The sequence below is a fragment of the Chitinophaga eiseniae genome (assembly GCF_012641265.1).
Taxonomy (GTDB): domain Bacteria; phylum Bacteroidota; class Bacteroidia; order Chitinophagales; family Chitinophagaceae; genus Chitinophaga; species Chitinophaga eiseniae_A.
On sequence record NZ_JABAHZ010000007.1, the window covers coordinates 226,775 to 245,241 of the forward strand.

The window sequence follows — 18,467 nt, forward strand, 5'->3', positions numbered from 1 at the left end:
TTACAATCGATATGTTTAATCTCGATACCCTGATCAGGGAAAATATAAAAAGACTGGTGCCGTATTCTACTGCCCGGGATGAGTTTAAAGGAGAAGCAACCATTTTCCTGGACGCCAACGAAAATAATTTCGGATCACCGCTGCCGGTAAATTATAACCGCTACCCCGATCCGATGCAGTGGAAACTGAAATATAAAATGGCCGAAATAAAAGGCGTGCCCCCACAGAATATTTTCATCGGCCACGGTAGCGATGAAGCGATCGATGTACTGTATCGCTGCTTCGTAAACCCCGGTGTAGATAACGTGGTGCTTTGTCCGCCTACTTACGGCATGTATGAAGTAAGTGCGCACATCAACGATGCCATTGTACGCAAAGTGAGTCTTACACCTGATTTTCAGCTGGACATCCCTGCATTGCAACAGGCCATCGATGAAAATACCAAACTGATTTTTATCTGCTCCCCCAATAATCCGACCGGCAACTCTATTAACCGCGCGGATATTGAATTACTACTGAACAACTTCGATGGGGTCGTAGTGATCGATGAAGCTTACATTAATTTCTCCCGCCAGAAAACATTCATACAGGAGCTGACAGAATACCCTAACCTGGTAGTACTGCAAACCTTGTCCAAAGCCTGGGGGCTGGCAGGGCTCCGGATCGGGATGGCCTTTGCCAGTGAAGATATCGTCAATACTTTCAATAAGGTAAAGCCTCCGTACAATATCAGCCAGGCCACCAATGAACTGGCTTTACAGGCGCTTGACAATGTAGGCCAGGTAAATGAGTGGATCCGCGAAATCGTGATAGAACGCGACCTGCTCTCTGCCGGCCTTATTCAGCTGCCGGAAGTACTGGAAATTTATCCCAGCGACGCCAGCTTTATCCTGGTAAAAACCACCGATGCCAAAGGTATTTATAACTACCTCATTGAACGCGGTATCGTGGTGCGCGATCGCTCCAAAGTAGAACTGTGTATGGGTTGCCTGCGCATTACCATCGGTACGCCCGCTGAAAACCTGCACCTGCTGGAAGTATTGAAATCTTTTAACCTGAAAAAAGAAACGCCTGTATCTGCATGAAACGTGTACTCTTTATAGATCGCGATGGTACCCTTATCAAAGAAGTGCCACCCACCTACCAGATCGATAGCCTGGATAAAGTAGAGTTCTATCCAAAAGTATTTGTGAATATGGCGCGGATAGCGGCCGAACTGGATTACGAGTTGGTGATGGTTACCAACCAGGATGGCCTGGGTACAGCGTCTTTCCCGGAAGATACTTTCTGGCCGGCACAAAATATGATCATGAAAGCCTTCGAAAATGAGGGCGTGAAATTCGATGAAGTATGTATCGACCGCTCTTTTCCAGCCGATAATGCGCCCACCCGTAAGCCCCGTACCGGTATGCTTACCAAATACCTGGACGGCAGTTACGACCTGGCCAATTCTTTTGTAATAGGCGACCGGATCACCGATGTACAACTGGCTAAAAACCTGGGCAGCAAAGCCATCTGGATCAATGAAGGCTCTGGCCTGGGCAGCGCGGAGATCAGCGATGATGTAGCCGCCCTGCAATCTGTGATAGTGCTGGAATCGACCGACTGGAACCGTATCTATGAATTCCTGAAACTGGGATTGAGAACGGTAACGCATATACGAAAAACCAACGAAACGGATATCAGTATTGAACTGAACCTCGACGGTACCGGCAAAGCCAATATTCATACAGGACTGGGTTTCTTTGATCATATGCTCGATCAGATTGCCCGCCACGGCGCCATAGACCTGAATATTACCGCTAAAGGTGATTTACATATAGACGAACATCATACCATAGAAGATACTGGTATTGCTCTGGGAGAAGCCATGGCAAAAGGCCTGGGCGATAAGCGCGGCATTGAAAGATACGGTTTCTGTTTGCCTATGGACGACTGCCTCGCGCAGGTGGGAATCGACTTTGGCGGTCGTAACTGGCTGGTATGGGATGCGGAGTTTAAAAGAGAAAAGATAGGGGAGATGCCTACCGAAATGTTCTATCATTTCTTCAAATCCTTCTCCGATGGCGCTAAAGCAAACCTGAACATCCAGGCAACAGGTGAAAATGAGCACCATAAGATAGAAGCGATCTTCAAGGCATTTGCCAAAGCAATTAGGATGGCCGTGAAGCGGAACCCTTATAACATGCAGCTGCCATCTACAAAAGGAGTATTATAGTCACGCAAAGGAGCAAAGGTGCAAAGCTGTAAAGGAAATAAGAAGAATTTAGATAAAATTCCTTTGTTGCTTTGCTGCTTAGCTCCTCTGCGTGAAACTTCACGCGAAAAAAATTTGCATTTTATAAAAAAAATGCCCATTTTTGTCCCGCTATGCAAAATATCATTACAAATAAACATTGGTGGTGGCACGGAATCAATTCCTGATCTGTGTTACAGTGCCATGTTTCGTTTAGAAATATATTTGGAAGGCCCGCTGTTACACAGCGGGCCTTCTGGCTTTTTATACCTTTCTATTTCAACAGAAAAACAAACATTTCACCCAATATATCATGCGTACCATCCAAGTAAACACGAGATCGAAACAGATGCTGGCAGACATTTTCACGCCAGTGGGGATATATCTGCGGCTCCGCGATAAATTCCCCGGTTCCATCCTCCTCGAAAGCACCGACTACAGGGCCAGTGAAAACAGCTATTCCTTTATCTGCGTAAAGCCTATTGCTGGCATTGAAGTTACTTCTACCACTAAGTTTGAATTCAAATATCCCAACCTGCCGGTAGAAAAGAAAGAGCTGAAAAGCAGCCAGAGCGTGCTGGATGAACTGCAGAAATTCCTGGGCAACTTCTCTTTCAGTGGCAAACACCCCGTGCCAGGCGCCCAGAGCCTCTTTGGTTACACCACTTTCGATGCGGTACAGTTCTTCGAAACTATCGAATTCAATAAGCAAAAACAAGCCGGTAATACCATCCCCCTGATGCGTTACCGCTACTATCAATATATCATTGCCATCAATCACTTTAAAGATGAACTCTTTCTTTGTGAAAACCAGGTAGAGGGCCTCGATAGCGAATTTGACCTGGTAGAATCACTCATACGGCATAAAGACTCGCCCGGATATCCGTTTGCCGCTACCGGAGTGGAGGAAAGCAATATGACAGATGAGGAGTACATGCAAATGGTGGAAAAAGGCAAGCAACACTGTTTCCGCGGAGATGTTTTCCAGGTAGTACTCTCCAGGGCTTTCCAGCAGTCTTTCCGTGGCGATGAATTCAACGTATACCGCGCGCTCCGCTCTATCAACCCTTCTCCTTATCTTTTCTTCTTCGATTACGGCGATTATAAACTAATGGGTTCTTCCCCGGAAGCGCAAATCGTAATTACCAACGGTAAGGCGACCATTCACCCGATAGCAGGCACTTTCCGCCGTACCGGGGATGATAGCCAGGATAAATTGCTGGCAGAAAAACTGCTGGAAGATCCAAAGGAAAATGCAGAACATGTGATGCTGGTAGACCTGGCCCGCAATGATCTTAGCCGCAATGCCACCGAGGTGGAAGTGGCTTCCTACCGGAAAGTACATTTTTACTCGCACGTGATTCACCTGGTGAGTGAAGTAACGGGGAAAGTGGATCCAACCGCGAATCCTTTTGCCCTGCTGGCATCATCCTTCCCTGCAGGCACACTTTCCGGCGCTCCCAAATACAGGGCCATGGAAATCATTGATCAGTATGAGCCCACTGCCCGCGGCTTCTATGGCGGCTGTATCGGTGCGGTAGGCTTCAACGGCGACTTTAACCATGCCATCATGATCCGTTCCATACTCAGCAAAATGAATACCCTGTATTATCAGGCCGGAGCGGGCGTAGTGGCTAAATCGGTAGCCTCTTCAGAACTGGAAGAAGTTAATAACAAACTCAATGCGTTAAAACAAGCCATCCTGCTGGCACAAAAAATTTAGTGATGAATATCCTCGTTTTCGATAATTACGACTCCTTTACATACAACCTCGTTCACCTCGTGGAAAAAATCATCAACGGCAAAGTCACCGTGGTGCGCAATGATGAAATTCCACTGGAAAAAGTAAACGACTACGATAAAATTATTTTATCTCCCGGCCCCGGTATCCCGGAAGAAGCAGGGCTGTTGCTCCCGCTCATTAAGGAATATGCCCCCACCAAATCCATTTTTGGAGTTTGCCTCGGCCAGCAAGCCATCGGACAAGCTTTTGGCGCTTCCTTAACTAATCTCAAGGAAGTATACCACGGCGTGGCTACCCAGGTAAATATTATCGCCGATAACGGGCGCCTGTTTAAAGGCATGCCGCGCCAGATCCAGGCTGGTCGCTATCATTCATGGGTGGTAGACGAAAGTACCCTCCCCGCTGAATTAATCGTGACTGCCAAAGATGAAGACGGCTTTATTATGGCATTGCAACATAACAAATACGATGTAAGCGGCGTACAGTTTCACCCCGAAAGTGTGCTGACACCACTGGGCGAGCAAATCTTGCGAAACTGGCTACAGCATTAAATAACAGCCTTGACGTATGAAACCATTTTGTTAAAAAGCTAAAAGCCAACAGCTAACAGCTATGAAAAAGATTCTCAATTATCTCTTCGAACATAAAACCTTCTCCCGGGAAGCAGCAAAGGATATCCTGATCAGCATTTCCAAGGGTATGTACAATGAAAGTGAACTGGCCGCTTTCATGACCGTTTTCCTTATGCGCAGTATCACCATCGATGAGCTGCTCGGCTTCCGCGATGCACTGCTGGAGCTTTGTGTACCGGTAAGCCTGAATGGTTACGATGTACTGGACATCGTAGGCACCGGTGGAGATGCAAAAAATACCTTTAATATTTCTACCTTGTCGTGCTTTGTGGTAGCGGGGGCAGGGGCTAAAGTGGCCAAACATGGTAACTATGGCGTGTCTTCCGTAAGCGGCGCATCCAATGTGATGGAATTGGTAGGATACAAGTTCAAAAATGATGATGCTAAGCTGAAAACAGAATTGGAGGAATCCGGCATCTGTTTCCTGCACGCACCGCTATTTCACCCGGCCCTGAAACACGTGGCCGGTATCCGCCGCCAGCTGGGTATCCGCACCTTCTTTAATATGCTGGGGCCCCTGGTAAATCCAGCCCTGGCCAAGCATCAGCTCATTGGCGTATATAACCTGGAAATGGCAAGGGTATACAACTACCTGTTCCAGCAAACAGATAAACAATTTGTGATTGTACACAGCCTGGACGGATATGACGAAATTTCCCTGACTGCCGATACCAAGGTGATCACCAATAAAGGAGAGCAAGACTGGACGCCGGAACAGCTGGGCAAAAGGAAGGTTCACCCGGAAGACATCTATGGTGGTAATTCTACCGAAGAAGCCGCGAAGATCTTTATGAGAATACTCAAAGGAGAAGGCACCTGGGCACAGAACTCTGTGGTATTTGCCAACGCAGCCATGGGCTTGTACAGCCTTGGAAAATACTCATCTTACGATGATTGCTTCGCCGCGGCGGTAGAGTCACTCGAGTCGGGTAGCGCGCTTACCTCATTTAAAAAACTGATTGCTTTGCAATCGTAGTACCAGATAATTGATCATGAAAAACATCTTAGCTGAAATAGTCGCGCATAAACAGGTAGAAATAGCTGCCCGTAAATTGCAACGTAGTGCGCAGGACCTGCAACAGTCGCCGGGCTTTAGCCGGGAAACCTTATCGCTGCGCAACTTCCTGCAACAAGCGGAGAAGACAGGTATCATCGCAGAGTTCAAACGTCGCTCCCCTTCCAAAGGATTGATCAATGGAGACGTAACCGTGCAGGAGGTAACTACTGCGTATACCCGTTATGGCGCCTCCGGCTTGTCGGTGCTCACCGATGAAAAGTATTTCGGCGGCTCTTCCGACGACCTGCAACAGGCACGCAGCTTTAACCAGATTCCCATCCTGCGCAAGGATTTTGTGATAGATGAATACCAGATCCTGGAGGCCAGGGCCATCGGCGCCGACGTTATCCTGCTGATTGCAGAATGCCTGGATGCCGCTCAGGTAGCATACCTGGCAGCATTTGCGCATAACCTCGGGCTGGAAGTATTGCTGGAAGTACATAGTGAAGCCCAGCTGGAAAAGGTAACGGCACATACCCACCTGGTAGGTGTAAATAACAGGGACCTGGTTACTTTCCAGGTCGATTTTAACCGCTCCTGTGAGCTGGCGCCGAAAATTCCGGCAGATAAAATAAAGGTGGCAGAAAGTGGTATCAATGATCCCGCTTCGATCGTTACCCTGAAGAACGCAGGGTTCCAGGGTTTCCTCATCGGGGAACATTTTATGAGACAGGAAGATCCGGCCAGGGCATTTGAAAATTTTGTACAGACACTCAACGACCTGCAGCAAAAACAATAACGATATGCGTATTAAAGTATGCGGTATTACAAGAATCACTGACTTGCAGGCGCTGGTCGCTAACGGAGTAGACTATGCCGGATTTATTTTCTATGAGAAATCACCCCGCTTTGCGGGTAATAAAATAGATGCCAGGTCGGTACGGGAAACTATCCGCATCCGTAAAGTAGGCGTGTTTGTAAATGCTTCCCTGGAACAGGTACAACGTACTATTGCCGACTATGCGCTGGATATGGTACAACTGCACGGCGATGAAACGCCCGGATTTTGTGCCGCTCTCCGTGAAAGCATCCCGGTGATCAAAGCATTTCGTATAGGGGATAACGTTGACTGGCAAACAGCCGTAGCGCCATTTATTCCCGTTACCGATTATTTCCTGTTCGATACCGCTTCGGTAAAAGGCTATGGTGGCACCGGCGACCGGTTTAACTGGGAACTGCTGAAAACTTACCCCTTCGATCATCCCTTTTTCCTGAGCGGAGGTATTACACCGGACCAGGCAGCGGAAATTAGTAGTATGCAGCTGCCGATGCTGTTTGCGGCAGATGTGAACAGTAAGTTTGAAGACAGCCCTGGTGTTAAGAACATCACACTGGTAGAACAATTTGTAAAAGAAATACATTCATCATTAACTAAATAAACGGTCATGGATATTGCGATCAATACCGGCAACTCCAGGTATCAGGTGGATAAGAATGGCTATTATGGCAGATTTGGAGGGGCATACATTCCTGAAATGTTGTATCCCAACGTACACGAGTTGCAAACCAAATACCTGGACATACTCAGTGATCCTTCTTTTCAGCAGGAGTTTGAAGCCCTGTTGAAAGACTATGTAGGAAGGCCTTCTCCTTTATATTTCGCGAAGCGTTTATCTGAAAAATATAAGGCAAAAATTTACCTCAAACGGGAAGACCTGAACCATACCGGCGCTCACAAGGTGAATAACACCATCGGACAAATCCTGCTGGCAAAACGTTTGGGTAAAACCCGTATCATCGCTGAAACCGGCGCTGGTCAGCACGGCGTAGCAACGGCAACGGTTTGTGCCCTGATGGGACTCGAATGTGTAGTGTATATGGGTAGCATCGATATCGAGAGACAGGCGCCCAATGTGGCCCGCATGAAAATGCTGGGAGCTACCGTAGTACCGGCTACCAGCGGCAGCAAAACGTTGAAAGACGCTACCAATGAAGCGATACGCGACTGGATCAATAATCCCGTAGACACGCATTATATACTGGGCACCGCTGCCGGTCCTCATCCATATCCTGATATGGTGGCCCGTTTCCAGTCAGTGATCAGTGAAGAAATTAAAAAACAACTGCTGGAAAAAACAGGCAGCGCACATCCTGATTACGTAGTAGCCTGTATTGGTGGCGGTAGTAATGCGGCTGGTGCTTTCTTCCACTACCTGGATGAAGAAGAAGTGAAACTGGTGGCCGTGGAAGCTGGTGGTAAAGGCGTACACAGCGGATTTTCAGCAGCTACCACGCAGCTGGGAACCATTGGTATTATCCATGCCAGTAAAACCCTGCTCATGCAAACCAGCGATGGACAGATTGTAGAGCCACACTCTATTTCCGCAGGTCTCGATTATCCCGGCATTGGCCCCATGCACGCCCATTTGTATGAATCGGGCCGCGCCCAGTTCCTGGATGCTACCGATGAGGAAGCCCTGGCAGCCGGCTACGAACTGAGTTTACTGGAAGGCATTATCCCGGCAATGGAATCGGCTCATGCCCTCGCCAAACTGAAAGACCTCCCGCTGAATACAGATGATGTAGTAGTGGTATGTCTTTCCGGCCGTGGTGATAAAGACCTGGATACCTATATCCGTAACATGAAAAAATAAAATGGACTATGCAAAATCGTATTGATCAACTGTTTGCCAAAAAGCAACACGGCGTTTTAAATATATATTGCACGGCAGGTTTTCCGAAGTTAAATGATACACTGCCGGTAATGACCGCTTTACAACAGCATGGTGCGGACCTGATTGAACTGGGAATGCCTTTCTCCGATCCACTGGCCGATGGTCCCGTGATCCAGGATAGCAGCACCAAAGCCCTGCAGAACGGAATGAGCTTACATACCCTGTTTACCCAGCTGGCGGGATTCAGGCAAACGATACACGTGCCGGTTATCCTCATGGGATATTTCAACCCGGTATTAACTTATGGGGTAGAAGCCTTCTGCGCTAAATGCGCCGAAGTAGGGATCGATGGCATCATTGTACCTGATTTGCCGATGGCCGAATATGAAAGTGAATACCGAACCGTTTTTGAAAAATATAACCTGCACCTGATATTCCTGGTAACGCCGGAAACGAGTGAAGAGCGCATTCGTAAGATAGATAGCCTGAGCAAGGGTTTCCTGTATGCGGTATCGTCTTCTTCTACCACAGGGAAAGACAAGAATATGAACGATCAGCAGGCGTATTTTGAGCGGCTGAAAAGTTTGCAGCTCAGTAATCCTGTATTAATCGGGTTTGGTATAAAAGATAAAGCTACTTTTGATACGGCATCTGCGTATGCTAATGGCGCCATCATTGGCACGGCTTTCATCAAAGCTATTGAGCATAGCCAGGATATTGATAAAACGGTAGAAACGTTTATTTCGGGAATAATTCAGTAACAAACATGAAAACAGCTATCATAAAATATAACGCCGGTAATATCCGCTCTGTGCAATTTGCATTGGAGCGTTTAGGCGTTAACGGTACTGTAACGGATAATCATGAGGAAATCATGTCGGCCGATAAAGTGATTTTTCCCGGTGTGGGGGAAGCCAGTACGGCCATGCAGTACCTGAAAGAGCGGAAGCTGGACCAGGTGATTGCCGGTCTGCAACAGCCTGTGCTGGGTATTTGCCTGGGCATGCAACTGCTGTGCAAACATTCAGAAGAAAATGATACCGAATGTATCGGGGTATTTGACACGGCTGTAAAACGTTTTCAGTCGCCCGTAGAAAACCTGCTCAAAATACCGCAGATAGGCTGGAATAACATTACCGGCTTACACAGTGTGATGTTTGAACATGTACCGGAAAATGCCTACATGTATTTTGTACATAGCTACTATGCCGCACTGGGAGCGGATACCGTAGCTATCACCAACTACGTGATTAACTACAGCGCCGCCCTGCAGAAAGATAATTTTTATGCGGTGCAGTTTCACCCGGAAAAATCTGCTGAAGCAGGTGCACGCATTATCGAAAACTTTTTGAACCTGTAAGATGAACATCCGTCAGATTACGGCAGCAGATACCTTGCAGCTAAGGAGAGATGTACTGTATCCCAATGAATCATTGGAGGCAGTGATGGTAGACAACGACCGCGATGGATTACACTTCGGTGTATATGATCAGGGGCAGCTGGTAACGGTGGTATCCCTGTTCCTGGGCAGCGACAGCGCCCAATTCCGTAAACTCGCTACGTTGCCTGCCGCACAGGGCAAAGGCTACGGTAAAGCCGTGTTGGCGCACCTGGCAAGCGTTTGTAAGCAGGAGAGAATAAAATTACTCTGGTGTAATGCACGCGATACTGCTGCCAGCTTTTATGATAAGCTCGGCTACCTAAAAAAGGGCGATTATTTTATGAAGGGCGGTATCAGGTATATCAGAATGGAACTGCCCCTGGAACAACACACTATGACCAAAAAATTTGAAGTGATTCCTGCCATCGACATTATTGATGGTAAATGTGTTCGACTCACGCAGGGCGACTATAGTCAGCAAAAAGTATACAACGAACATCCACTGGAAGTAGCTAAAGAATTCGAAGCGATCGGGGTACGCCGTCTTCACCTGGTAGACCTCGATGGTGCTAAAAAAGGCGCGGTGGTGAACTGGAAGGTGCTGGAAAGTATTGCCGGGAAAACCAGCCTGGTAACAGATTTCGGAGGTGGTATCAAAACGGGGAAAGACCTGGATATTGTTTTTGAATGTGGAGCGGCCCTGGCCACCATTGGCAGTGTGGCGGTGAAACAGCCCGAACTTTTTTTCAGCTGGGTAAAACAATATGGCGCAGAGAAAATATTCCTGGGTGCAGATGTGAAGGAGGAGAAAATAGCTGTAGGCGGATGGCTGGAAACCACTACGCTGTCGGTGTTTGATTTCCTGGAAAGCAATGTTGCAGCCGGCGTTACCAATATCTTTTGTACAGATATCGCTAAAGACGGCCTCTTACAAGGTCCATCGACCGCCTTATACAAAAAGATTATAGAACGCTTCCCAGGCATTAACTTTGTAGCCAGCGGCGGCGTAAGCAATATTGACGACGTGGCTGCCTTGCAGGAAATTGGCTGTAGTGGCGCCATTATCGGTAAAGCCATCTATGAGGGGAACATCTCGATGGAGGCATTAAAAACATTCCTGTAAAATATTACAACATGTTGACCAAACGCATCATACCATGTCTGGATATCAAAGACGGTCGCACCGTTAAGGGTATCAATTTCGAAAATATCCGCGATGCCGGAGACCCGATCGAATTGGGCGCATTATACGCTGAGCAGGGAGCCGATGAACTGGTATTCCTGGATATTACCGCTACCAATGAAAGGAGGAAAACATTGTCGGAACTGGTTACCCGTATTGCCCGCCATGTTAATATCCCTTTTACAGTAGGTGGAGGCATTTCCTCCGTGGAAGATGTGAATGTACTGCTACAGTCGGGCGCGGATAAAATTTCGGTGAACACCTCCGCATTCAAAGATCCCGGGCTGGTGGATAAATTGGCGCGGGAATTTGGTAGTCAATGTATCGTACTTGCTATCGACACCCGATTTGAAGAAGGCGACTGGTACGTATACCTGAACGGGGGACGGGTAAAAACGCCGGTGAAAGCGTTCGATTGGGCCAAAGAAGCTGTTGACCGCGGAGCCGGGGAAATACTGCTCACATCCATGAATAACGATGGTACCAAGCAGGGATTTGCGCTCGATATTACTGCGCAGTTATCCCAGCACCTGAACGTGCCTGTAATTGCCTCCGGTGGCGCCGGCAATATGGCCCACTTTGTGGATGTATTTGAAAATGCGCAGGCCGATGCGGCCCTCGCTGCCAGTATCTTCCACTACAAAGAAATAGAAATACCTGCGCTCAAAACCTTTCTCTATGAGAAGGGAGTGAACGTAAGATTTTAGTGATACCTGAAATATGTTAACATGCAGATAGATTTTCAAAAGTCGTCCGATGGCCTGGTTCCGGCTATTATACAGGATGCTGTGACAAGTAAAGTGCTGATGTTGGGTTACATGAACCGCGAAGCGCTGGAAAAAACCATGGCGGAAAGTAAGGTGACTTTTTTCAGCCGCTCTAAAAACCGTTTGTGGACAAAAGGAGAAGAAAGTGGAAATTTCCTGATCGTTAAAGACCTGAAGGTAGATTGCGACCAGGATACCATCCTGGTAAAAGCCAGTCCCCTGGGCCCTGTATGCCACACAGGGTCAGATACCTGCTGGGATGAGCAAAATATCAGCAACGATTTCCTGGCTACCCTGGAAGGAATTATTGCCGACCGGAAAAATAATCCCACCGATAAATCCTATACTGCCAGTCTCTTTGCCAAAGGCATCAACAAAATAGCGCAAAAGGTAGGAGAGGAAGCTGTAGAAGTGGTGATTGAAGCAAAGGATAATAACGACGATTTATTTCTCAATGAATCTGCTGATTTGTTGTTCCATTACCTGATACTCCTCCAGGCAAAAGGATTCCAGCTGTCAGATGTTATATCGGTGTTAAAACAACGTCATAAATAAATGTGAACAACACCCGCCAGGCGGGTGTTGTTGCTGGCTTCTTTCCCGGGTATAGCTGCCTGCTGGTGTTTTATTTTTATTTATTAATGCTTGATTTTAAGCAAATAAGCCTTCAATAAACGGGAATGAAGCACTTACCGGCACCTGCATCCGGGAAATCATGTCCCGCCAATTGCCCATAGTGGCCAGGTGACTATCCCCTCTCTCTATAAAGAATCTCTTCGTATATTACAGCCCTCTAACTAATTAAAATAATTTGTAATGAAAAGAATTTTCCTGTTGGCCGTTGCAGGGCTGCTTTCCGTAGGAGCGTATGCCCAGCAGGTATCGGGTATTGTGAAGAACGGGAGCGGTAAAACCATATATCTCCTGGATGACCAGGACAATTACCCTGATGACTCGGTAGTGATCAAGAACGATGAGTTCAGCTTTAAGGTGAAAAACGGGAAGGAGCCATCAGTATACGCCTTGATTATGAAGGACGTAAGCTACCCTATGTTATTTGTAACAGGAAATGAACCTATACACCTGGTGACCGCCATGGCTACGTTTCCCATTGCTTCATCGGTAAAGGGAAATGAGAACACACAGGCTATGCAGCAGTACCAGAAAGCTTTTGAGCCGTTAATCAAAAAGGCCCAGGAGCTGAATGCGGAGGCAAAGAACATTAACCCCGAAGATGAGCCGGGGAAGAATGCATTCCGCAAGAAGGCAGACGTGTTCAGCAAAGATGTAGTGAGTACGGGTAAAGAGTTCATCAAAACCCATCCCAAGGCGATTGCCAGCATCTGGATGCTGATGAATGAATTGCGCAGCCGGTTGGAGCCCGATGAATTCCAGCAGTTGTTCAGCTCACTGGATAAGTCGGTACAGGCCAGCCAATATGGCGAAAGCGTAACCGCCTATATAAAAAGCCTGCGGGCAAACGGCGTCAATGTGCCCGCTGACGATTTTTCGCAGCAGGATACCAAAGGCCAGCAGGTGAAGTTGTCTTCTTTCCGTGGAAAATATGTGCTGGTTGACTTCTGGGCCAGCTGGTGCGGACCTTGCCGCCAGGAAAACCCTAATGTGGTAAAAGCGTATAACAAATACAAAGGTAAAAATTTCACTATCCTGGGCGTATCGCTGGACGATAACCGGGAGCGCTGGTTGCAGGCCATTAATCACGATGGGCTCGCCTGGACCCAGGTCTCCGATTTACGGGGCTGGGGCAATGAAGTGGCCGTGCAGTACGGCATTCAGTCTATTCCCTCCAATTTCCTGGTAGACCCTGCAGGGAAAATCGTTGCCCGCAACCTGCGTGGCGAAGAGCTGGAAGCCAAACTGGAGGAGCTGCTGAAATAGCCGCTTATCAAAATCAGGTTGCGATTGCGCCGCCGATTTTACAAATTTGTTATTCGTAAAACAAAAACCAATGAAGAAAGCAATTTTAGGCATTGCCCTTTTAGCTCCCACCGTGTTGATAGCCCAGGATAAAAAGGGATCGGCTGCTGGTAAGCCTTATACCATACAGGGAACAGTTTCTCAGCAAAAAGACCCTGCCACCGTATATCTCAGAATGCGTAAGTCGGGCGAAAGCTTCCTGGACAGCGCACAGGTGAAAGAGGGTAAATTTTCTTTCAGTGGCACACTGGAAGAACCTTCTATGGCCAGTTTAATGCTGGTACAGAAAGGTACAGAAAGACCGTTGTCTATGGGCCGCGATATGCTCGCCGTATTCATCGATAAAGGCGTAGTGAGTGTAAACACCACCGATTCTATCAGCAAGGCCACCGTTACCGGTTCCCAGGCTAACGACGACTACAAAAAGCTGAACGACCTGTTGAAAGATGTGAACGAAAAAGGTGCTGCCCTGCAGAAACAATACCGTGAACTTGCCAAGAATAAGGACCAGGAAGGTATCAAAAAGCTGGAAGCTGAATACGATGCACTGGACACAGAAGAGAAGAAAATCGAGAATGATTTTCTCCTGAAAAATACTTCTTCTCCTATTGCTATGTTCCTGCTGAACCAGGTAGCTGGCTACGATCTGAAACCTTCTGAAATAGCGCCTTTATATAAGAAATTAAGCAAGCAGGCCAAGAATTCCCCTTCTGGTAAAGAGTTTGCCAAACGCCTGGAATCTGCCCGCAAAACAGAAGTAGGCCAACCTGCCCTGGAGTTTTCACAGGCAGATGCCGATGGAAAAGATATCAGCCTGTCTTCTTTCCGCGGTAAATATGTGCTGGTTGACTTCTGGGCCAGCTGGTGTGGTCCCTGCCGTGCAGAAAACCCTAACGTGGTAAAAGCTTACGATAAGTTCAAAGATAAAGGCTTCGAAATCCTCGGTGTTTCCCTGGATGATAAAAAAGAGAAATGGCTGGCTGCTGTAGAAGCCGATAAGCTGGCCTGGAAACATGTTTCCGACCTGAAAGGCTGGAAAAATGCGGCGGCCGACCTCTACGGTGTACGCGCTATTCCACAAAACGTACTGATTGATCCTAAAGGTAAGATCGTTGCTAAAAACCTCCGTGGTGAAGAGCTTGCATCTAAACTGGAAGAGATCCTGAAATAATTTCCACCGCCTCTGGCGAGTGATTAAAAAGATGCCCCCGCCGTATGGCGGGGGCATCTTTTTTTATCCCGGTAGAAAATAAATTTGCTCATCTACGATTATTTCGTAGATTTACGAAAGAATCGTAATTCAATAATAACAGTTGCTATGGAAAAACTGACCCAGCAAGAAGAAACAGCCATGCTGGCTATCTGGAAAGTAGGGAGAGGTTTCGTGAAAGACTTCCTGGAAGCGCATCAGGCGCCGGCGCCACCGTATACCACCCTGGCATCTACCATCAAAAACCTGGAAAAAAAAGGCTTTTTGCAAAGCCGGAAAATGGGTAACGTATATGAATATACGCCATTGATGGAGGAAGGTGCATACAAACAAAAGTTCATGAACGGCTTTGTAAAAGACTATTTCGAAAATTCCTACAAAGAGCTGGTGTCTTTCTTCGCCAAAGAAAAGAAGATCAGTCCCGATGAACTGAAGGAAATAATTAATATGATTGAAAAAGGGAAATAATAAAACGAAGATTTATGGTACCTGCTGTTTTGATCTACCTGTTAAAGGCCAACATCTCGCTTACGCTGTTTTTCCTGGCTTACCGCTTCGGACTGCGCCGGCTTACCTTTTATACCAGCAACAGGCTGTTCCTGTTGACAGGTATCGTATTTTCTTCCCTGTTTCCGCTGGTCTCCATCAATGCCTTTGTGGATAGGCATGAAGTCATTGCCGGTACGGTCATGACTTATATACCCGACTTTACCAAATGGCAGGCACCTGCGCCGGAATTTACGGTATGGACCGCCCTGGTATATATTTTCTGGACCGGTGTAGCGGTAATGGCTATACGTTTTGCTATACAATTGTTTTCCCTGTGGAAAATACACCAGCAATCGCATCGTGATGAAATCGACAATGTGCGGGTACAGGTATTGCAGCAGCCTGTCAATCCTTTTTCTTTCTTCCGCCATATCTATATCAATCCTTCCCTGCACCTGCCGGAAGAACTGCCGGCCATCCTGCGGCACGAGAAAGTGCATGTGAAACAGTGGCATAGTATGGATGTAGTGCTGGGTGAACTCAATAACATCTTCTATTGGTTTAATCCCGGCGCGTGGCTCATGAAAACAGCCATCCGTGAGAACCTCGAATTTATTACCGACCGTTATCTCCTGCAACAGGGAGTAGACAAAACGGCTTATCAATACAACCTTATTAAAGTTAGTGGGATCCCATATGCGACGGCCATCGCAAACAATTTCAATTTCTCACATCTTAAAAACAGGATCATGATGATGAATAGAAAGAAATCATCCCAATATCAGGTGGTACGTTACCTGGTGCTGAGCGCCATTGTAGCCGGCGCCGTGCTGTCGCTAAACTACAGCCGGGCCGCCGTAATGATGCCATTCCAGGAGGTGAAAAAAGATACCTTAACGCCGCCGCCACCACCGCCTCCTCCTCCTCCTCCGCCACCCGCTGCTCCTGCGCCGCAAGTGAAAAAAGCGGGGAAACTGCCTAAAACACCGCCACCGCCTCCACCGCCACCTCTCAAAGTGGTGACCACCACTGGCTCCAGCGATGGCCCAACCAGTACGCGGACAGATATTTTTGATATGGAACCGTCCAAAAGACCGGTGATTGTAATTGATGGAAAGGTAAAAGATGTGGAAGCGATGAAACAATACCAGGATGCCAGTACCATTTCCTCCATGACAGTAGTGAAAGAGGCCACCGGGAAAAATGCGGAAACCTACGGCCCCCAGGCAAGGAATGGTATCATCTTTATAGAGACAAAAGATCCAGCTAGAAAGAACAACATCGTGCTGAGAGACCCGCAAAATGATCTAAAAGACGTACTGGTTATAGTAGACGGTAAACCGCTGGAAAATGCGAAAGACCTTAACAGCATCGATCCTGACCAGATACAGTCTGTCAATGTGTTGAAAGATCACGGTGGCACTGCCATTTATGGAGAAAGAGGAAAAAACGGGGTGATCCTCGTTACTACCAAAACGGGCGTGAAACTGCAACCCGTAGTACTGACAAAAGATACGATAAACGTAAAATAATTGATGCTACCAAGCCTGCAAAAAGCCACGGTCCGCTACCGTGGCATTTTTGTTTCTGCACAACATTATGTGAAAAAGGCTGTTTATATAGGTAATATGATGCCGACACTGATTCCTCCCGTAAATGCACTGGACCATGCCACCGGTGCAGAACATGCAACGATAGAACTGGTAGAATACGGCGATTTTCAATGCCCGTATTGCCGCGAAGCTTTTTTTATAGTGAAGGAAATCCAGCAACAGCTGGGAGATAAGCTGCGTTTCATTTTCCGCCACTTTCCGTTATCGGAGGCCCATGAGTATGCGATGGATGCAGCCCTGGCTGCAGAAGCGGCTGCTTTACAGCAGCAGTTCTGGCCCATGCATGATGCGCTGTACAATCGCCAGGTTGACCTGGATGAGGCTTTACTGGTAATACTGGCCACAGAACTGGGATTAGACCTCCGGAAATTTTCGGATGATATGGACTCACCCCGGCTACTCAGTAAAGTAGAGGCCGACTTTGAAAGTGGCGTGCGCAGCGGCGTAAATGGTACACCCACTTTTTATGTGAATGGCAAAAGATATGACGGCGATTACCAGGACCTGGCCTCATTTCTGGCCTGCTGACCGTACACAACGGAATCCCAGGTTGGATAGCCCCGACTCCGGCGTACTTTTCATACGTGCAGATACCCGGTATCCCCGGCAGTATTCATCGCTGCACATGAAAGAACCTCCCCGTATTACCCGCTTGGCCTGCCCCGGGTCGTCCGGATCAAAGGCGGTAGCAGGGCCCGTAGGATTTCGTACGCCCTTTTCGCCCTGTATGTAATAGTTGGCATCATACCAATCGTCACACCATTCCCATACATTGCCCGACATATCGTACAGCTTATAGCCATTGGGCTGGTACGATTTCACTGGCGCCAGGCCGGTATAGCCATCGGTTTGCGTATTGTGATAAGGGAAATTACCATTCCAGGTATTGGCTTTGGGGCGGCCGCTGGTCAGTGCTTCATTGCCCCAGGGATATAACTGCCCGGATAGTCCACCGCGGGCGGCATATTCCCATTCTGCCTCTGTAGGAAGCCTTTTACCGGCCCATTTGGCAAAGGCCTGGGCATCCAGCCACGAAACCTGCGTAACGGGCTCTTTGCCCCTGTTATTGATGTTACTGGACGGCCCCTCGGGATGCTTCCAGCTGGTACCGGGAACAAATGACCACCATTGCGAAATATCATTGAAAGGCACTTTATGATCGGGGGGCGTAAATACCAGGGCGCCAGGCGCCATCATAGAAGCCAAGGTACTGCTGTCGGGTTCGGGACTGCCAGGAGGTAAGCTGGCCAGCAGCTCTGCTTTGCTGACAGGTTGTTCGGCGGTGGTAACATAGCCGGTGGCCTCCACGAAGCGGGCAAATTCTTCATTGGTTACCTCGTGCTCATCCATCCAGAAAGAGGCAACATCCACCTTGTGTTTGGGATATTCATCCGCCGTACCGGTGCTGTCGTCTGCTCCCATAAAAAAAGAACCGGCAGGAATCAATACCATCTTATTCAGTGTATCCTTTTCCGTAGTATCGTTTTTCTTTTTACCACTATTCCCGGCGCAGGCACTTAGCAGGATTAGCCCCAGCAGTATGTTTATTTTTTGCATGTTATTGACAGCTCTGTTTAGTCGGCACTCAAAAATAATATTAAA

The 18,467-nt window shown here is 47.7% G+C and carries 19 protein-coding genes; 18 read left to right on the forward strand and 1 reads right to left on the reverse strand.

What is annotated here, in order from left to right; all coding sequences use genetic code 11:
• Window positions 1-11 precede the first annotated feature (11 nt).
• The 18 genes from hisC (at window position 12) to HGH91_RS25365 (ending at window position 17,393) form a co-directional block, all read left to right on the forward strand.
• Window positions 12-1,085 carry a histidinol-phosphate transaminase gene (gene hisC / locus HGH91_RS25280; RefSeq protein ID WP_168741668.1) on the forward strand — a complete coding sequence of 358 codons (1,074 nt, stop codon included), beginning with the start codon at window positions 12-14 and terminating at the stop codon, window positions 1,083-1,085.
• Window positions 1,082-2,218 (forward strand): bifunctional histidinol-phosphatase/imidazoleglycerol-phosphate dehydratase HisB, encoded by a 1,137-nt coding sequence (gene hisB / locus HGH91_RS25285; protein WP_168741669.1) that lies wholly within the window; start codon window positions 1,082-1,084, stop codon window positions 2,216-2,218. Before hisC ends, hisB begins: the two co-directional genes overlap by 4 nt.
• Before the next feature lie 331 nt (window positions 2,219-2,549).
• Window positions 2,550-3,959: an anthranilate synthase component I family protein gene (locus tag HGH91_RS25290; RefSeq protein ID WP_168741670.1), complete on the forward strand. Its 1,410-nt coding sequence runs from the start codon at window positions 2,550-2,552 to the stop codon at window positions 3,957-3,959.
• 2 nt (window positions 3,960-3,961) lie between these two features.
• The gene (locus tag HGH91_RS25295; RefSeq protein WP_168741671.1) at window positions 3,962-4,531 is read left to right on the forward strand and encodes an anthranilate synthase component II; all 570 of its coding nucleotides are present in this window, start codon (window positions 3,962-3,964) and stop codon (window positions 4,529-4,531) included.
• Window positions 4,532-4,592: 61 nt separating this feature from the next.
• The gene (gene trpD / locus HGH91_RS25300; RefSeq protein ID WP_168741672.1) at window positions 4,593-5,588 is read left to right on the forward strand and encodes an anthranilate phosphoribosyltransferase; all 996 of its coding nucleotides are present in this window, start codon (window positions 4,593-4,595) and stop codon (window positions 5,586-5,588) included.
• A 16-nt stretch (window positions 5,589-5,604) separates the two neighbouring features.
• Window positions 5,605-6,408: an indole-3-glycerol phosphate synthase TrpC gene (trpC, locus tag HGH91_RS25305; protein ID WP_168741673.1), complete on the forward strand. Its 804-nt coding sequence runs from the start codon at window positions 5,605-5,607 to the stop codon at window positions 6,406-6,408.
• A gap of 4 nt (window positions 6,409-6,412) precedes the next feature.
• Window positions 6,413-7,048 carry a phosphoribosylanthranilate isomerase gene (locus HGH91_RS25310; protein WP_168741674.1) on the forward strand — a complete coding sequence of 212 codons (636 nt, stop codon included), beginning with the start codon at window positions 6,413-6,415 and terminating at the stop codon, window positions 7,046-7,048.
• A 6-nt stretch (window positions 7,049-7,054) separates the two neighbouring features.
• A complete protein-coding gene (gene trpB, locus HGH91_RS25315) occupies window positions 7,055-8,263 on the forward strand; it encodes a tryptophan synthase subunit beta (protein ID WP_168741675.1) in 1,209 nt (402 codons plus the stop codon).
• 8 nt (window positions 8,264-8,271) lie between these two features.
• Window positions 8,272-9,045, forward strand: coding sequence for a tryptophan synthase subunit alpha (gene trpA, locus HGH91_RS25320; protein ID WP_168741676.1), 774 nt, complete (start codon window positions 8,272-8,274; stop codon window positions 9,043-9,045).
• A 5-nt stretch (window positions 9,046-9,050) separates the two neighbouring features.
• Entirely contained in the window at window positions 9,051-9,644 is a 594-nt protein-coding gene (gene hisH, locus HGH91_RS25325; protein WP_145672239.1) for an imidazole glycerol phosphate synthase subunit HisH, read from the forward strand.
• 1 nt (window position 9,645) lies between these two features.
• Window positions 9,646-10,788: a 1-(5-phosphoribosyl)-5-[(5-phosphoribosylamino)methylideneamino]imidazole-4-carboxamide isomerase gene (hisA, locus tag HGH91_RS25330; protein WP_168741677.1), complete on the forward strand. Its 1,143-nt coding sequence runs from the start codon at window positions 9,646-9,648 to the stop codon at window positions 10,786-10,788.
• 11 nt (window positions 10,789-10,799) lie between these two features.
• Window positions 10,800-11,555: an imidazole glycerol phosphate synthase subunit HisF gene (gene hisF / locus HGH91_RS25335; RefSeq protein WP_168741678.1), complete on the forward strand. Its 756-nt coding sequence runs from the start codon at window positions 10,800-10,802 to the stop codon at window positions 11,553-11,555.
• Window positions 11,556-11,576: 21 nt separating this feature from the next.
• On the forward strand, window positions 11,577-12,170 hold the full coding sequence (gene hisIE / locus HGH91_RS25340; RefSeq protein ID WP_168741679.1) for a bifunctional phosphoribosyl-AMP cyclohydrolase/phosphoribosyl-ATP diphosphatase HisIE: 594 nt from the start codon (window positions 11,577-11,579) through the stop codon (window positions 12,168-12,170).
• Window positions 12,171-12,431: 261 nt separating this feature from the next.
• A complete protein-coding gene (locus HGH91_RS25345) occupies window positions 12,432-13,514 on the forward strand; it encodes a TlpA disulfide reductase family protein (RefSeq protein ID WP_247651840.1) in 1,083 nt (360 codons plus the stop codon).
• A 70-nt stretch (window positions 13,515-13,584) separates the two neighbouring features.
• The gene (locus HGH91_RS25350) at window positions 13,585-14,724 is read left to right on the forward strand and encodes an AhpC/TSA family protein (protein WP_168741680.1); all 1,140 of its coding nucleotides are present in this window, start codon (window positions 13,585-13,587) and stop codon (window positions 14,722-14,724) included.
• A gap of 147 nt (window positions 14,725-14,871) precedes the next feature.
• Window positions 14,872-15,231, forward strand: coding sequence for a BlaI/MecI/CopY family transcriptional regulator (locus tag HGH91_RS25355; RefSeq protein WP_168741681.1), 360 nt, complete (start codon window positions 14,872-14,874; stop codon window positions 15,229-15,231).
• 14 nt (window positions 15,232-15,245) lie between these two features.
• A complete protein-coding gene (locus HGH91_RS25360) occupies window positions 15,246-16,784 on the forward strand; it encodes a M56 family metallopeptidase (protein WP_168741682.1) in 1,539 nt (512 codons plus the stop codon).
• Window positions 16,785-16,880: 96 nt separating this feature from the next.
• Window positions 16,881-17,393, forward strand: a complete 513-nt coding sequence (locus HGH91_RS25365; protein ID WP_247651841.1) for a DsbA family protein — start codon at window positions 16,881-16,883, stop codon at window positions 17,391-17,393.
• On the opposite strand, the gene HGH91_RS25370 is transcribed toward HGH91_RS25365, so the two are convergent.
• The gene (locus HGH91_RS25370) at window positions 17,376-18,422 is read right to left on the reverse strand and encodes a formylglycine-generating enzyme family protein (protein WP_168741683.1); all 1,047 of its coding nucleotides are present in this window, start codon (window positions 18,420-18,422) and stop codon (window positions 17,376-17,378) included. The two genes, HGH91_RS25365 and HGH91_RS25370, sit on opposite strands and share 18 nt — an antisense overlap.
• Window positions 18,423-18,467 lie beyond the last annotated feature (45 nt).